Below are 16,553 nucleotides of genomic sequence, written 5' to 3'. Positions count from 1 at the left end.
GCGGCGGCGCGCCTACTTATCTACTGATCGACCTTGCCTGCTTGATCGACTTTAGCCGGACCGCGATGTTCAGATCGGCGCGCCGGGCGGGATCGCCGGCATCGCGGGCAGTTTGACGCTGCGCGGGTCGGCCAGGTAACGGGCGATTAAATCGGCGGCTTCGCGGCGGCTGGCGGCGGTGGCGCCGGTGCCGGGATTTTTCGTCAGCCACTGCCCGAAGTCGCGCGTCTGCCGGCGCACCTCGGCGTCCACGTTGGCATGCAGCTTGCCGCCGTCGAGCAGGTTCAGCGTGGCGTCCAGCAGCACCCAGTCGGCCGCCAGTTGCACCGATTCGCCCGCCGGGATCACGGCCGGCACCGGCGCGCGCTTCCAGCTGCGCTCATACAGCGTCGCCAGCACTTCCTGCACGCCGGGCTGCCGCGGGTCGCGCGCGTGCTGCCACGCGAGGCGGTTGACGCGGCCGGCGTCCAGCAGGAAGCCGGCCGTCTGCGCGGCGCCCGCCTCCACCGCCGCGTAGGCGTCGAACACATTGTTCATGCGCGTGCCGAAGTATTCGCGGTTGCGCTCAAAGCCCTGCGCCGGCGGCGTCAGCACGTCGAGCACATGGTCCGGCAGCGCCAGGTATTCGGCCCGCAGGCTGTCGGCCAGCCGGGTCAGCGCGGCGCGCTGGACGGCCGGCGCGATGGGCCGCACGCCGCCGGCGGCGACGCCGTTCTTGACGTCGCCGCTGGTGCTGTAATCGAATTCGCCGCCGCCGACCAGGCGCGCCAGCGCCTCGGCCTGATAGCGCTGCAACAGGTAGACCGGCACCAGACGCGCTTCCAGTTCGCCGATCTGGCGCGCGTCCGGCAGCACCGCCGTCGAAAAGGTTTGCAGCGCGCGCCGGCGCACGGCGGTCAGCTGGTCCCAGGTCTGGATCGAGTCCGGGCCGTAGTCCCACAGCAGGCCGTCGGGATGGCTGGCGCCGGGGGCGCGGGCGTCGTTGTCGCTGACGTAGCTCAGATGCGCGGCGCCGGCCTCGCGCCGCAGTTGTTCCAGCGCCGCCGTTTCCTGCGCGCCGGCGCCGAACTGGCCGTAGACGTAGTTGACGATGTAGTCGTCCCACGGGCCGACGCCGACGCCGTAGGCATCGGCCACGTCGACCTCGCCGTGGTCGTCGAGCTTGAGCACCGGGTGCGGATAATCCATCACCGAGCCGTTGCCCATGCGGCTGGCGGCGAAGTTGTGCGCGAAGCCGAGCGTGTGGCCGACTTCGTGGGCGGCCAGCTGGCGCAGGCGCGCCATCGCCATCTGCTGCGCCGCCTGCGCCTTGGCGCCGTCGGCGCCCTTGCCGAACGGCGCCAGCAGGCTTTCGGCGATCAGGATGTCCTGGCGCACGCGCTGCGAGCCGAGCGTGACTTCGCCGCGTATGATTTCACCGCTGCGCGGGTCGACCAGCGCGGCGCCGTAGGACCAGCCACGCGTGGCGCGGTGGGCCCAGTGGATCATGTTGTAGCGGATATCCATGGCGTCGGCGCCTTCGGGCAGCAGCTCGACGCGGAAGGCGTCCTTGAAGCCGGCCTTTTCAAAGGCGCTGCTCCACCAGCGCGCGCCTTCGAGCAGCGCGCTGCGCACCGGCTCGGGCGCGCCGCGGTCGAGGTAGTAGACGATGGGCTTCTTGACCGCGCTGACGGCGGCCGTGGGGTCGGTTTTTTCGAGCCGGTGGCGGATCTGCCAGCGCGTATCGAGGCCGCCCGACAGCGGTGCGGCGAAGTCGAAGTAGCCGGCGTCGAAGCCGCCCGAATAGGGATGGTAGGCGCGCCGCTGGTAGCCGGCGTCGGGCAGGCGCACCAGGCTCACATGCTGGCGCATCGACAGGCTGGCCGGATCGGCGGCGACGTCGCGCACGTAATCGGCCTTGCCCGGCCCCTGGAACGTCAGCAGCGCTTCCAGTTCCACGTTGTCGGGAAAGGCCTTGGCCTGCGCGGCCAGCACGGCGCTGCGCGCGGGGTCGACCTTGTAGGCGCCTTGTTTGGCGTCGTCGAGGCGGGCCGCGATGCCGTGCCAGTCCGACAGCAGGAAGCTGGAAAAGTCGACCAGCTGGCGGCCGCCGTCGCTGTTCAGGATCGCCCCGGACCACAGCACCGCGCTGGCGAACGATTCGCGCACGGCGGCGCGTTCGTCGGCGTCGGCGGAGGCGGCGATGTAGCGCGTGTTGTCCTGCACCAGGAAGATCTGGGCGCCGTGCTTTTCAAAGCGCACCACGCGCAGCTCGCCGGCCTGGGCCCGATCGAGGCCGACGTCGTTGGAGCCGAGCGCATAGGGCAGCGATGTCGTCAGCAGCAAGGGCTGGTCGAGCTGCGCGGCCGTCAGCGACAGCAGCACCCTGCCCTTGTCGGCATCGCGCCAGATGTCGATGAAGCCGGGCTGCGATTGCAGGCCCCGGGTCAGCGTGGCGTAGGCGCCCGGCGCCGGCCCGGCCGCCGGCGCATCGGCATGGGCCGGCACCGCGCCGCAAAGAAGGAAGGCAAGCAGGGCCTGGGCCGGTTTCAGTTTCAGCCTCAGTTTCAACTGCAGTTTCAGTGTCGGTTTCAGTGTCGGTTTCATTCGGGCTCGAAGTGGTGGGCGGCGCCGACGATGATAGCGCCCTTCTGAACGAAACTGAAACGTTAACGTGACGACGGGGGCGGTTTTATTTGGCGACCAGCGCGTCGATGGCGGCCGGCGCCAGCGCGATCGGCGCGCGCCAGGTGCCCAGCCACTTGGTCAGCTGGTCGGCCGGGATCGGACGGCTCATGAAGTAGCCCTGGCCCTGGTCGCAGCCCAGCGCCGCCAGCAGGCGCCACACCGCTTCGCTCTCTATCCCCTCGGCCACCACGCGCAGGCCCATGTTGTGACCCAGGTCGATGGTCGAGCGCACGATCTTGGTGTCGCCGGCGTCGTTCTCCATATTGAGCACGAACGATTTGTCGATCTTCAGCTCATCGACCGGCAGCCGCTTCAGATACGCCAGCGAGGAGTAGCCGGTGCCGAAATCGTCGATCGACAAATCGACGCCCATGGCGTGCAGGCGTTCCAGCGTCTGCTGGGCGCGCACCGGATCGTCCATGATGGCGCTCTCGGTGATTTCGAGGCAGAACGAGGTCGGCGACAGCTGGTGGCGGGCCAGGATGTCGGCGAATTTGACCGGCAAATCCTGGTCGAGCAAATCGCGGGTCGACAGGTTGACCGACACTTTCAGGTGGATGCCCTGGGCCGCCATGTCGTGGCACAGCTGCGCCGACTGGTCCAGCACCCAGCGCGTGAGCACGCGGATAAAGCCGGTCTGCTCGGCGAAGGGGATGAATTCGTCGGGGAAGACGTTGCCGCGCTCCGGGTGCATCCAGCGCACCAGCGATTCCACGCCGACCACCTTGCCGCTTTCGAGCACCATCTTCGGCTGCACGTAGAGGCGGAATTCGTTGCGCTCGATCGCGTTGCGCAATTCGGTCAGCAGCGACAAGCTCTTTTCGCTGGACTTGTCGATGCTGGCGTCGTACACCACGGCGCCGTAATTGCGCTGCTTGGCCGCGTACATCGCCACTTCGGCCATGCTCAATAAGGCTTCGCCGCTGGCGCCGTGGTCGGGATAGCCGGCCACGCCGAGGCCGGCGCCGATGTCGACCATCTGGTCTTCCAGCGACAGCGGCGTCTCCAGCGCCTGCAGCACGTCGGCCGCCACGACCTGCGCCTGTTCGATGTCGAAGCCGGGCAGCAGGATGGCGAATTCGTCGCCGCCCAGGCGCGCCACCTGCGCCGACGAGTGGCGCCGGTTCACCAGCAGCAGTTGCAGGCGGCCCGCGACCTGGCGCAGCAGCGCGTCGCCGAAGCTGTGACCCATGACGTCGTTGACGTGCTTGAAGCGGTCCAGGTCCATCATCAGCACGAACACCGAGTGGTCGCGTTTTTTGGCGTCGACGATGGCGTCGTTGAGCAGCAGCAGGAACTGGGCGCGGTTGGGCAGATTGGTCAGCGTGTCCCAGTAGGCGAGACGGCGGATTTCCTGTTCGCGCTTGGCGATCCCTTCGCGCATGCTGTCGAAGGCGTGGGCCAGGGCGCCGATTTCGTCCTGGCGCGAGGTGTCGATCTGGCTCTTGTAGTCGCCCTGTTCGAGGCGCTTGGCGGTGACGGTCAATTCCGTCAGCGGCTGGGCGATGCGCTTGGCCGTCAGCACGCTGGCGATGGCGGAGATGACGATGCCGGCGGCCGTCAGGAACATCAGCCAGCGCTCCAGGCGCGCATATTCGGCGGTCGCCTCGTCGATCGAGCGCGCCAGCACCACGCTGGCGGTCTGGCCGTTGTCCTCGCCGATCGGCAGCAGGCGGGCGCTGTATTTGGCGCTTTCGATATTGAGGTCGAAGGGGCCGCCGTACAGCTGCGCCGGCGCCTTCGCCTTCAGTTGCGCCACCAGGCTGTCGATCGAGGGGCCGACGAAGGTCGAGCCGACGGCCAGCCAGTCGCCGCGCGTGTCGTGGGTGATGATGGTCGTTTGCAGGGCGCTCACTTCGCGCATGTCGTTGGCCAGCGGCCGGTCGATGGGGAAGGTCATCACGACCCAGCCGATGGTGACCGGGGCCTTGACCGGCATGACGACGATCTGGTACGGCCGGCGGTCGACGATGGCGACGCCGTTGGCGCCGTCGGACTGTTCGGCCTTGTCGAGCATGCTGACGACGAGTTTTTCCAGCCCGGCCGACTGGGCCGGATTGGTCGAGACGCTGATCTTGCGGTCGGCGCCGACCAGGATGGCCAGCGAGGCCTTGATGCGGCGGCCGCTGTTGGCCAGCGCCGATTCGATGGTGGCGTGGTCGCTGTCGTCGTTGTTGCCGATGGCGGCGACGAAGGCGGTGTCGCGCGCCAGCAGGCGCGCGCCGAAGCGCAGGCTCTGGGCGTTCTGGTCGAGCAGGCGGCGGAACACCTTGGCGCCGTTATTGAGTTCGCCGGCGATGGAGCTGCGGGCGTTGCTGTCGATACCGCGCTGGATGACCAGCAGGCCCAGCACCTGCACCACCACGATCAGCACCAGGAACAGGGTGACGATGCGGCTTTCGAGGCTGCGGAAGCGGATCAACGCCGGTTCCCCTTACAGGTCGGACGCCGGCGCGTCGCCGTCGGCCGAGGGCGGCTTGAGCGCCAGTTTGAAGACGGCCGTGGCCACGGCGTCGCTGGCCTTGACCGTCAGCGCCTGCTCGGCGGTGGCGCCGCCGACGGCCGCGTAGTGCCAGGCCTTGAGCGTGTATTTGCCGGCGGCCGGCAAGTCGATGCGGGCGGCGCCGGCGCTGTCGGTCTTGGCGTAGTACGGCGTGTCGACCACCTTCACGTAGGCCAGCATCTTGTCGTGGATGTTACAGCCGAGGACGACGAGGCCGGCCTTGTCGAACAGTTGCGGCGCGGCCGCCACGCCGGAGTACAGCTTCTGGTCGAATTTGTGCGGCGCCGAAAACGAGTAGACGTGGTGGCGCACCTTGTCGTTGTTGGGGAAGGAAATCAGGCTGCCGGTCTGGACCACCGTCACCAGCGGCCGGAATTGCAGGCCGCGCTGTTCGATGGTGCCGGGCTTGAGCGCCCTGGGCGCGTTGCCCGCCTCCGCCTCGGCATAGGCGACGACGTCGGGCAGCGGCTTGCCGGCGGCGTCCTGGACCTGCACGGCGAGCACCGCGGCACCGGCGCCGCCACTTGCCATCAGCAAGGCACCCGCCACAGCGAACGCCAAGGCGTTCGCCAAGGCGGACGCCATCATGGTCGGCAAGACGGGGCGGAATGCGGCGGGAGCGGTCATCGATAGCCTGGTAAGGAAAACGTCGTTCTATTGTAGCGCTTGGGCAAAAAAAAGGCCGTAGTTGATTGCTGCCCTCGCCGCGTTTTCGGATTTTATTTGTTGCTTTACGTCATCACACGGTCATAATTTCCAGCTAACATGACACGATATACATAGACTAGGCGATACTCCGTGAATTCCGTCCCTGCCGCGCTGCCCGACGCGAGCGCGCCGCCGCGCGCTCCGAATGTGACCAATGTGGCCAACGTAACTTATCTGGCGCCGCCGACGGAACAAGCCGCCGAAGAAGCGCAACTGCGCGCCCATCTGCTCGACATCATCGTGCGCCGCCAGCTCAGCGCCCTGTTCCAGCCCATCATCCACATGCAAAGCGGCGCCGTGATCGCCTACGAGGGCTTGATACGGGGCCCGGCCGACAGTCCGCTGCACGCGCCCATGAATCTGTTCAAGGCCGCGCGCGCCAACGGCCTGATGCTGGAAGTGGAACACCTGTGCCGGCGCGTGGTGCTGGAACGCTTCGCCGAGCTGGCGCTGCCAGGCAAGCTGTTCCTCAACGTCAGCCCGGAAATCCTGTTGCAGCGCGAAGCGCGCCACGGCCAGACGCTGGAGGCGCTGGCGCAGATCGGCATCAACCCGGACCGCATCATCATCGAGCTGACCGAGAACCAGCCGACCTACGACTACGACGCCATGCGCGAGGCTGTGCTGCATTACCGCAACATGGGCTTCCAGATCGCCATCGACGACCTCGGCGAAGGCTTTTCCAGCCTGCGCCTGTGGTCGGAACTGCGGCCGGAATACGTCAAGATCGACATGCACTTCATCCAGGGCATCAACACCGACCCGGTCAAGCTGCAATTCGTGCGCTCCATCCAGCAGATCGCCGACAAGTCCGACACGCTGGTCATCGCCGAGGGCATCGAAACCCAGGCCGAGCTGCTGGTGTTGCGCGACCTCGGCGTGGCCTACGCCCAGGGTTACCACCTGGGGCGGCCCAACGCCCAGCCGGCCCAGACGGCGCCGGCCGAAGTGGTCAAGGCGCTGGCGCGCAACGGCGTGGCGGTCTACCCGCAGCGCGGCGCCGAAAAGAGCGGCGCCAGCATCACCAAGCTGCTGAACCAGGTGGCGACGGTGCCGACGAGCATGCTCAACAACCAGGTCTATGAATTGTTCATGGCCGATCCCAAGCTGCTGATTATTCCCGTCGTCGACGATGGGGTGCCGCTGGGCCTCATCAACCGCTTCGAGATGATCGACCATTTCGCGCGGCCCTATCAGCGCGAACTGTACGGCAAGAAATCGTGCCGCCTGCTGATGGATGCCCAGCCGCTGATGGCCGACCGCGACACCAGTTTGCAGGAGCTCAGTTTCATGATGGCGCAGGCCGAGGCCCACCACCTGTACAACGGCTTCATCATCACCGAAAACGGCCGCTACCTCGGCATGGGCACGGGCCACGAGCTGATGCGCGAAATCACGCAGATGCAGATCACGGCGGCGCGCTACGCCAATCCGCTGACCCAGCTGCCGGGCAATGTGCCGATCAACGAGCATATCGAGCGGCTGCTGGCGAGCGGCGCGCGGTTCTGGGTCTGTTATTGCGACCTCGACCATTTCAAGCCCTTCAACGACGTCTACGGCTACCGCCGCGGCGACGACGTGATCGAGATGACCGGCCGCATACTGGGCAACCACTGCGACGCCGACCGCGATTTCATCGGCCACATCGGCGGCGACGATTTCATGATCCTGTTCCAGAGCGAGGACTGGGAATTGCGCTGCCAGGCCATCCTGGCCGAGTTCGAGCTGGGCGCGCGCGACTTTTACAGCGCCGAGGACCGCGCCGGCGGCGGCTACGTCAGCGAAGACCGCCAGGGCGCGAAGGTGTTTTATGCGCTGATGAGTTTATCGCTGGGCGTCATCAAGGTCGAGGCCCAGCAATATTATTCCCACCACCAGATCGCCATGGCGGCCACCGACGCGAAGAAACAGGCTAAAAAAATCCACGGCAACAGCCTGTTCCTGGACCGCCGCCAGCTCGGCTGAGCGGCCGCGCCGTGCCCTCCCCGGGCCGACCCGGCCTCAGGCGCGGCGCGCGACGCGCCAGCGCCGGGCCTGGCTCTGCGCGGCGGCCAGCTGCTCGGCCGTGAGCTGGGCGGCGACCAGCTTGCGCTTGCCGCGCGCCGCGTCGTCGCCGGCGTCGGCCGCCAGCGCTATCCACATGTAAGCGAGCACCGGATCGCGCGCCACGCCGCGTCCGCCGTGGTACATGCCGCCCAGGTTGAAGCGGGCCAGCGTGTGGCCCTGCTCGGCCGCGCGCCGATACCAGTCGAGCGCCTGGCCGTCGTCCTTCGGCACGCCCTGGCCGTTGGCATACATCACGCCCAGATTGTTTTGCGCGCTGGCGTCGCCCTGGTCGGCGGCGCTGCGATACCAGGCGGCGGCGCGGGCCTCGTCCCGGGTCACGCCGTGACCGTTGGCATAGATGACGCCGACGTTGAACTGGGCGTTGGCCGCGCCCTGCTCCGCCGCCTGCCGGTACCAGGCCAGCGCGCGCCCGGCGTCGCGCTGCACGCCCCGGCCGTGGGCGTACATGCCGCCCAGATTGTATTGCGCCATCATGTGGCCGGCCTCGGCCGCGCGCTGATACCACCAGAAGGCGCGCGCCTCGTCGCGCGCCACGCCACGGCCGTTGGCCAGCATCACGCCGAGGTTGAACTGGGCGTCGCTGTCGTCCTGCTCGGCGGCCCGCGACAGCCAGGCATAGGCGCGCAGCTGGTCGGCCGCCACGCCACGGCCCTGGGCGTAGGCGACGCCGAGCTGGCGCTGCGCCACCGCGTGGCCCTGCGCCGCCGCCTGCCGGAACCAGGCCAGGGCTTGGGCGTCGTTGCGGGCCGCGCCCTGGCCGCGCCGGTACATCAGGCCCAGCTGAAGCTGCGCCGTGGCGTCGCCCTGCATCGCGGCCTTGCGCAGCCAGGCCAGCGCCAGCGGGTAGTTGCGCCTGGCGCCGTGGCCGCGCGCGTAAGCGTCGCCCAGCAGCGTCTGCGCGCTGGCCACGCCCTGCTCGGCCGCGCGGCAAAACCAGGCCAGCGCCAGTTCCCGGTTGCGCACCACGCCCCGGCCCTGGCGGTACATCAGCCCCAGGTTTTGCTGGGCCGATGCGTCGCCCTGCAAGTCGGCGCGGCGGAACCAGCACACGGCCTCGGCGTCGTCGCGGGCCACGCCACGGCCGTTGTGATACATCGCCCCCAGATGGTTTTGCGCGAAGGCCAGGCCTTGCAGGGCGGCCAGCCTGAGCCAGCCGCAGGCGGTGGCGTCGTCGCGCGGCGCGCCCAGGCCCTGCTTGCACATCAGCGCCAGGTTGAACTGGGCATAGGCGTTGCCCTGCTCGGCCGATGCGCGGAACCAGTGGTAGCTGTCCTGGCTATCCCGGGCGGAACTGTATTGTTTCATGCTGGAACCTCCAGCGGCCGTCGTCGGGCCACCACGCGTTTGACCAGCTATTCGACTAGCTGATAATAGTTGCCTGAATTATAAAACCCGACGACGGCGCGCCTTTGAGGAGACTCAAAGAGATTGTTAAATAAAGGCGATGATGATATTTCACAGCACAAAGAAAACCGCCCTGTCAGACGTGTCCGCCCGGCACGCGGACCGAGGCCGCCGGCTTCGGGCCGAGCGCGTAGACCAGCACGGCCAAGGCCGTCAAACACCAGACTATCAAAGCGCCGGACGGCAGGTCAAGCAAGGTCGACAGTATCAACCCGGCCGCGTAGCCGACCGCGCCGATCAGGTAGGCCAGCGGCAACCGCCGGCCCGCGCCGTAGTGGCGCACCGCCAGCCCCGGCACGATCAGGCTGGTGAACACGAGGTAGACGCCGACCAGCTGCACCGAGGCCGTCACCGCCAGCGCGAAGATCAGGTAAAAGCCGAGCCGGCTCAGGCGGTGCTGGAAAAAGTACAGCACGGCGCTGATGATGACCGTGCCGACGGCCGGCGCCAGCAGCTGCTCGTAGCGCACCCACAGGATTTGCCCGGCCAGCAAGTCTTGCAGGTGCTCGCCGCCGTGCGGATTGTGGGCCACCAGCAGCAGGCCGCCGGTCGCGGCAAGGATGAACATGACGCCGATCTGCGCCTCCTGCACTTCGGGCCAGCGCTTTTCGGTCCAGGTCAGCAGCACGGCGCCCAGCAGAGCGGCCGCCGCCGCCGCGCCCTGCACGGCCCAGCCCTGCGGGTCGAGCTCGCCGACCCCGGCGATGATGACGCCCAGCGCCGCGATCTGGGCGATGGCCAGGTCGATGAAGACGATGCCGCGCTTGAGCACCTGGGCCCCCAGCGGCACGTGGGTGACCAGCACCAGCAGGCCGGCCAGCAGCGCCGGTAGGATGATCATTAAGTCGATGGAGGCCGTCATTTGGCACCGTCGAGCAGGCGCTGCACGGTGTCGTCGAACAGGCCGAACAGATCCTTGGCCTTGTCGTCGCCGCCGACGGTGAACGGCAGCACCACCGCCGGTATCTTGGCGTGTTCGGACAGCCAGGCCGAGGCCCGGCCATCCTGATAGGCGGCGCGCACCACCATTTTGGCGGGCGCGCGCTGCAAGTCGGCCAGCAGCTCGGACAGGTGGGCCGCGCTCGGCTCCACGCCCGGCTTCGGCTCCAGCGTGCCGACCTGGTGCAGGCCCAGCCAGTGCATCAGGTATTCCATATTCTTGTGGTGCTCGACGATGGCCATGCCCTTCAGCGGCGCCGCCGCCTTTTCCCACTTCTGCATGGCGGCGTTCCAGCGCGCGGCGAAATCGCTCTGGCGGGCCTGGTAATAGGCGGCGTTGGCCGGGTCGATCTCGGCCAGGCGCTTCGACAGGCCGGCGCCGACCAGCGCGATATTGTGCGGGTCTTGCTGGATGTGCGGATTGCCGGCGGCGTGGACGTCGCCGTCGCTGCGGTCGACCTTGCCCGGCACGTCGAGCCGCGCCACCAGGGCGCCCGCCTCGAAATAGCCGGGCTGGCCGGCCGCGATCTTGCCGTTGCCCGACTGCTGCACCAGCACCGGCAGCCAGCCCACTTCCAATTCCAGGCCGGTGCACACCAGCAGGTTGGCGTTGCGGGTGCGCGCGATCAGGCTGGGGCGCGCCTCGACGCGGTGCGGGTCTTGCAGCGCGTTGGTGGCGCTGGACACTTTGACCTTGTCGCCGCCCAGTTCGTTGGTCAGCGCTTCCCATTCCGGTTCGCAGGCCAGCACGTTGACGGTGGCGTGGGCGCCGAAGGCGGCGCAGGCCAGCGCGGCGGCCAGCAGGTGGCGGACTGTCGGTGGTTTCATAAATGCTCCTTAAAAAGCGTGGGCCGCGTGCGTGCCCAGGCTCATGATGTATTGAAGGAAAATCTGATTGTCGCTGACGCCGGGACGCGACTTGTCGCGCGCCACTTGCAGGCGCAGGCGGGAAAACTCGGACGGGCTGTAATCGACCATTAGCGTGGCGCGCGACGGCGCATACGCTTGCAGGATGGGGAAGCTGGCCAGCGTCAGCACGCCGCTGTCGACCAGGCCGATGCGCGGCGTGCCCGACGACAGATGGTCGTAGCGCAGGCCGGCGCGCCAGGTTGGCATGAACTGGTAGACCGATTGCAGATACCAGCCCGATTGCGCGCTGGCGTAGCCGCCGCTTTCGCCGGGGCCGGAGTCGGGGCCGAGCAACGCCAGCTGGCCCGTCTCCTTGCGGTGGAAATATTCGCCCTGCACTTTCAGGTTGGTGCCGGTCGGATTGCCGTTCGGCGCCCACTTGTAGATGCCGTCGACGATCCACACGGCCGAGCGCCCGCTGAAGGCGGTGGCCACGCCCAGGTCGTCATAACTGCGCTGCTGCGCGCCGGTGCGCAGGTAGGACAGGCCGGCGCGGTAGCTGGCCGCGTCGCCGAGGTCGTCGCCGAGGTGGGCGAAGACGTCGGTCGCGCCCAGGCCGTTCTTGTCGCGGTCGTTGCCGGGGAACTGGCTGCCGCTGCCCGCTTCCACGCCCACTTCGAGGAACTGGTCGATGGGCGCCAGCCATTTGGCTTGCACGCCGTCCGGCTTGTACTGGCCGCCGAGGAAAACCTGGTAGGCCAGCGGCGCATCGACGAAGTCCCAGGCGTGGGCGTGCTGGCTGTTCAGGTAGCCGACCGAGGACAGGAAGCGGCCGAACTTCAGGTTCAGGCCGTTCGACAGTTCACGCGTCTGCACGAACGCCTCCTCGATGCTGAAGCTGTTGTCGCCGTTGAGCGAAAACGTCAGCTGGCCGGCGAAGTCCGGATCGATATTCGATTGCAGCGTCAGCTCGGACTCACCCAGGTTGAAGCCGCGCTTGCCCGGCCCGACCTCGTCGCTATTGCTGGGGGCGAAGCCTTGCAGGCGCCAGGCCGCCGGGTCCTGCGACAGATACTGGTAGGTGCCGCCCAGGATCAGCGAGATATTCGGGTTGAAGATGTTGCCCGGCGTGGCCGCCGATGCCGGTGCCGGTGTCGGCGCGGCGGCGGCCTCGGGCGCCGCCGCCTCGGACGCCACGGCGATGGCCGGCGCGGGAGCCGCCAGCGCCGTCACCTGCGCCTGCGCGGCGGCCGTGGCCTGCTGCGCGGCCGCCAGCCGCTGCTCCAGCGCCGTCAAGCGCGCCTCGTAGGACGCTTGCATCTGGCGGATTTGCGCGCGGATTTCGGCCAGTTCCTTGTTGTCGGCCGCCGTGGCCGCCGGCGCGGCGAGGGACGCGCCAAAAGACGCGGCCAGGGCCAGCGCCATTACGCTAGGTTTCATGGGCATTCCTGTTCGGTGGAGACGGCACGCGCGCGCCGGCGTCGCAACGCGGCGGCTCGTGAAGGCGATAAGGAATCAGGACAGGCGCGGCGGCGCGCGCGAACGGAAGGCGCAGGCCGCCCGCGCGCAATGCGACGCCGGCACGTACAGCACGGACAAAGGCGCGACGCTGGCATCGATGGCGATGGCGGGGGTGAAACTGGCGAGCACGGCGATTATCTGGGCGAAGGCCAGGCACTGGTCGCAGCCGATATCGACGGCGGCCGAGCGCGCGGGATCGGGGCCAGGGTCGGTGCTCGGGTCGGCACTCAGGTCGGCGCTCGGGCCAGAACGGGGATGGGCGCGCAGATCGACGCCCATGTCTGCGCCGCGCCCGGCGCCCACAACCGCCAGCGGCGCCCGCTGGACGGCGGCGTGGCGCTGCGCCACATGCGACAGCGCATGGAACACGCCCATCTGCTGGGAGCCCACCAGCAGAAGCGACAGCAATGCATGAGCAAGGACGCGGCGCAATTTCACAAGTTACCCGGAAGGACGGAGTGATGCCGGTATTGTAATGCCAGTCGCGCCCTGATACTGCTTTTTTTACATCGTTACGTTTGCATCACAGGCTCAGCGCGGCAGCGCCTGCTTTTGCAGGAACTGGTGCACCTTGGCGGCCGCCAGCTTGTTCACCGCCAGCAGCAGGGCCGTGTCGACCTCGGCGATGCCGTAGGTGCTGCGCAGGTGGCGGGCGATGTGGATCAGCACCTCGGCCGCCACTTCGGCGTCGGACTCGGCGCGGTGGGCCGCGCTTTTGAATTGGATGCCGAGCTGGCCCGACAACAACCCCAGCTTGTAACTGCTCAGCTGCGGAAACACGCGGCGCGACAGTTTCAGCGAGCACACCAAGCCCTGGTGCGCGGGCGTCAAGCCCAGCCGCGCCGCCTCGGCCTTGAGGAATTTTTCATCGAAGCTGGCGTTGTGGGCCGACAGCGCGTCGCTGCCGATGAAGTCCAGCAGCGCCGGCACCACCTGCGCCACCGGCGGCGCGCCGTCGACCATCGCCTGGGTGATGCCGGTCAGGCCGGTGATGAAGGAGGGAATGCGGACGCCGCAGTTAATCAGCGACACATAGCGCTCGACCACGCGGCCGCCGACGATGCGCAGCGCCGCCACTTCCGTGATGCGGTCGCCCATGTCCGGCGACAGCCCGGTGGTCTCGAAGTCGATCATGACGATGGCTTGATCCAGTGCGTGCATGGTCATCCCCCTCAACCGAACTTGCGCACGGCGTCGAGCGCCAGGCCGGCGCCGATGCTGCCGAACAGGTCGCCTTCGACCTTGCGCGCGGACGGCACCAGCGCCGCGATGCGCTCGCGCAGCAGGCGCACCCCGCTCGAGCCGCCGGTGAAGAAGACGGTGTCGACCCGCTCCGGCGTGACGCCGGCGTCGGCCAGCAGCTGGTGCACGGTCTGCTCGATGCTGCCGACCAGGTGGCCGATGGCGGCGTCGAACTGGGGCCGTTGCAGCTCGACCGTGATGGCCGGGCTCAGGCGGTCGAGCTCGAGCGCCACGGTGGCCGCGTCCGACAGCGCGATCTTGCCCTGCTCGACCTGCATCGCCAGCCAGTGGCCGGCGCGCTGGTCGATCAGCTTTTGCAGGCGGCTGAGTTTTTCCGGCTCGGCGGCTTCGCGGCTCAGGTCGCTCAACTGGGTCCACATCTTCTTCGTGTACGCCAGGTTGATGGTGTGCCAGGTGGCCAGGTTGAAGTAGTAGCTCGACGGCACGTCGCTGTTGTTGCGCAGGCGGCTGCCGTAGCCGAGCAGCGGCATCACGGACGACAGGCTCAGGTATTTATCGAAGTCGGTGCCGCCGATGTGGACGCCGCCGTTGGCCAGGATGTCGTCGCGGCGCTCGGCCTTGAGCGCGCGCTGCGGCGACAGCCGCACCAGCGAAAAGTCGGAGGTGCCGCCGCCGATGTCAGCGATCAGCACCAGTTCCTCGCGCGTGATCTGCGACTCGTAGTCGAAGGCGGCGGCGATGGGCTCGAACTGGAAGGCGATGTCCTTGAAGCCCACCGAACGGGCCACCTCGGCCAGCGTGTCCTCGGCCAGCTGGTCGTTGGCGCGGCTGTCGTCGATGAAGAACACGGGGCGGCCGAACACGGCGGCCGTGAATTCGCGGCCGGCCGAACGCTCGGCGCGCTTCTTGAGTTCCCCGATGAACTGGGCCAGCAGCATGCGGAACGGCAGCGCGCGGCCGCCGACCTCGGTCTGGCCGTCGATCAGGCTGGTGCCCAGCAAACTCTTGAGCGAGCGCATCAAGCGTCCCTCGTAGCCGGCCAGATATTCGGCCAGCGCGGCGCGTCCAAAAGTCACTTCCTCGTCTTCGGCGTTGTAGAAAACGACGGACGGCAAGGTGGTCTTGCCGTCTTCGAGACCGAGCATCGGCGCCTGGCCGGGACGCACCCAGCCGACGGTGGAATTGGACGTGCCGAAATCGACGCCGCAAGCAATGGCCATGTCGACCCTTCACGTAATAAAGGGGCGTTAGTTTAGCAGAAATCCACCCCGCGACGGAGCGGACCGTAGAAATAGATGAGGCCGGCAAAAAATCGATGCTCCGGCAACACCTCGACAAGCAAGGGGCGATCTATCGCCGACAACGTGGCATGATAGCCCGCGCCGGCCGCCCCACACCAAAGTGGGAGCGCCACCCCCCGCCGGGGATAGAGCGGCCGCAACCGCGCGCCGGCGGTGTCCGATTAAATGTAACTTAGTGTACACATGATGGCCAAATCTATTGCTATTAGGTAAGATTTTAAGCTATCCTAGCTTCATAAACCGGTGCCCCGAGCATCCCCCTGACACGGCCGCCATCCCGCCGCCAAGGAATACCAGAGACGATGACCAAGACCACTGCCCTCGCCCCCCCGCCACACGATCACAAGGCAGCCATCGCGCGCGACGGCCGCCGCGTCACCTCGTACGACGTGGCGCTGGTGGCCGGCGTGTCGCAGTCGGCGGTGTCGCGCTGCTTCAAGCCGGGCGCCAGCGTGTCGAAGTCGACGTATGCGCGCGTGATGAAGGCGGCCGCCGGACTCGACTACATCCCCAACGCCGCCGCCCGCAGCCTCATCACGCGGCGCTCGAACACGGTCGGTGTCATCATTTCCAACCGCGTCAACCTCTACTATCCGGAAGCGCTGGCCGAGCTGAGCGCGCAAATCACGCGCCACGGCAAGCGCCCCCTGCTGTTCACGCTCGAGCGCGAAGCCGACGTCGGCGAGCTGCTGCCCGACGTCTGGCAATACCAGGTCGACGGCGTGATCGCGGCCGCCTCGCTGAGCGACGGCCAGCTCGACGAATTCGCCCGCCGCGACGTGCCGCTGGTGCTGTTCAACCGCGCCGCGCGCGGCCAGTCGGTGCACGCCGTGCTGTGCGACCAGCAGGAGGCGAGCCGCTTGCTGGTGACGCGCCTGGCCGCCGCCGGCCACCGCCAGTTCGCCCTCATCGACGGCCCGGAAGACTCGACGATCGCGCGCGAACGCCGCCTCGGCGCCTGCGAACGGCTCGCCGAGCTGGGCCTGCCGGCGCCGCTGGTGGTGCGCGGCCACTTCGACTACGACAGCGGCGCGCGCGGCCTGCGCGAGCTGATCGCCCAGCTGGGCCGGGTGCCCGACGCCATCATCTGCGGCAGCGACCTGATGGCGATCGGCTGCCTCGACTACGCGCGCCACGAGCTCGGCTTGCAGGTGCCGGGCCAGCTGTCGGTGGCCGGCTTCGACGCGGTCGACTCGTCCGGCTGGCTCAGCTACAACCTGACGACGCTGCGCCAGCCCATCGCCCAGATGGCGCTGGCCGCCGCCGACATGCTCGAAACCCTGATCCAGCAACGCGACACGGCGCCCGAACGGCGCGTGTTCGGCGCCCAGCTGATCGCCGGCGCCACCGCCCGCCTGCGGCCGCTCCACGACGAGACGCTGGCGGCCTGA

12 protein-coding genes are annotated in these 16,553 nt (G+C 68.0%); 2 read left to right on the top strand and 10 right to left on the bottom strand.

Features of this window, described 5'->3' with window-relative positions; genetic code table 11:
• Window positions 1-69 precede the first annotated feature (69 nt).
• From Q0S71_RS05165 to Q0S71_RS05155, 3 genes are all read right to left on the bottom strand, one after another.
• Complete coding sequence (locus Q0S71_RS05165) at window positions 70-2,586, bottom strand: zinc-dependent metalloprotease (RefSeq protein ID WP_295992261.1); 2,517 nt, start codon at window positions 2,584-2,586, stop codon at window positions 70-72.
• Between the two features lie 85 nt (window positions 2,587-2,671).
• Window positions 2,672-5,086, bottom strand: a complete 2,415-nt coding sequence (locus tag Q0S71_RS05160; RefSeq protein ID WP_295992359.1) for an EAL domain-containing protein — start codon at window positions 5,084-5,086, stop codon at window positions 2,672-2,674.
• Window positions 5,087-5,101: 15 nt separating this feature from the next.
• Complete coding sequence (locus tag Q0S71_RS05155; RefSeq protein ID WP_295992357.1) at window positions 5,102-5,701, bottom strand: methylamine utilization protein; 600 nt, start codon at window positions 5,699-5,701, stop codon at window positions 5,102-5,104.
• 390 nt (window positions 5,702-6,091) lie between these two features.
• On the opposite strand from Q0S71_RS05155, the gene Q0S71_RS05150 reads away from it, so the two are divergent.
• On the top strand, window positions 6,092-7,843 hold the full coding sequence (locus tag Q0S71_RS05150; RefSeq protein ID WP_295992355.1) for a GGDEF domain-containing protein: 1,752 nt from the start codon (window positions 6,092-6,094) through the stop codon (window positions 7,841-7,843).
• 36 nt (window positions 7,844-7,879) lie between these two features.
• On the opposite strand, the gene Q0S71_RS05145 is transcribed toward Q0S71_RS05150, so the two are convergent.
• The 7 genes from Q0S71_RS05145 to Q0S71_RS05115 form a co-directional block, all read right to left on the bottom strand.
• The gene (locus tag Q0S71_RS05145; protein ID WP_295992259.1) at window positions 7,880-9,250 is read right to left on the bottom strand and encodes a hypothetical protein; all 1,371 of its coding nucleotides are present in this window, start codon (window positions 9,248-9,250) and stop codon (window positions 7,880-7,882) included.
• A 175-nt stretch (window positions 9,251-9,425) separates the two neighbouring features.
• The gene (locus tag Q0S71_RS05140) at window positions 9,426-10,190 is read right to left on the bottom strand and encodes a metal ABC transporter permease (RefSeq protein WP_295992256.1); all 765 of its coding nucleotides are present in this window, start codon (window positions 10,188-10,190) and stop codon (window positions 9,426-9,428) included.
• A 17-nt stretch (window positions 10,191-10,207) separates the two neighbouring features.
• Window positions 10,208-11,116: a zinc ABC transporter substrate-binding protein gene (locus Q0S71_RS05135; RefSeq protein WP_295992253.1), complete on the bottom strand. Its 909-nt coding sequence runs from the start codon at window positions 11,114-11,116 to the stop codon at window positions 10,208-10,210.
• Between the two features lie 9 nt (window positions 11,117-11,125).
• The gene (locus tag Q0S71_RS05130) at window positions 11,126-12,577 is read right to left on the bottom strand and encodes a hypothetical protein (RefSeq protein ID WP_295992251.1); all 1,452 of its coding nucleotides are present in this window, start codon (window positions 12,575-12,577) and stop codon (window positions 11,126-11,128) included.
• A 75-nt stretch (window positions 12,578-12,652) separates the two neighbouring features.
• Complete coding sequence (locus tag Q0S71_RS05125; RefSeq protein ID WP_295992250.1) at window positions 12,653-13,066, bottom strand: hypothetical protein; 414 nt, start codon at window positions 13,064-13,066, stop codon at window positions 12,653-12,655.
• Window positions 13,067-13,189: 123 nt separating this feature from the next.
• On the bottom strand, window positions 13,190-13,819 hold the full coding sequence (locus tag Q0S71_RS05120) for a PolC-type DNA polymerase III (protein WP_295992248.1): 630 nt from the start codon (window positions 13,817-13,819) through the stop codon (window positions 13,190-13,192).
• Between the two features lie 11 nt (window positions 13,820-13,830).
• Window positions 13,831-15,081, bottom strand: a complete 1,251-nt coding sequence (locus Q0S71_RS05115; protein WP_295992246.1) for an Hsp70 family protein — start codon at window positions 15,079-15,081, stop codon at window positions 13,831-13,833.
• Between the two features lie 383 nt (window positions 15,082-15,464).
• On the opposite strand from Q0S71_RS05115, the gene Q0S71_RS05110 reads away from it, so the two are divergent.
• Window positions 15,465-16,553: a LacI family DNA-binding transcriptional regulator gene (locus tag Q0S71_RS05110; protein WP_295992243.1), complete on the top strand. Its 1,089-nt coding sequence runs from the start codon at window positions 15,465-15,467 to the stop codon at window positions 16,551-16,553.

This window comes from Rugamonas sp. (genome assembly GCF_025354735.1).
Taxonomy (GTDB): Bacteria; Pseudomonadota; Gammaproteobacteria; order Burkholderiales; family Burkholderiaceae_D; genus Rugamonas.
The sequence above is the reverse complement of the archived record's forward strand: the minus strand, read 5'-3'. Positions and strand labels throughout refer to the sequence as shown.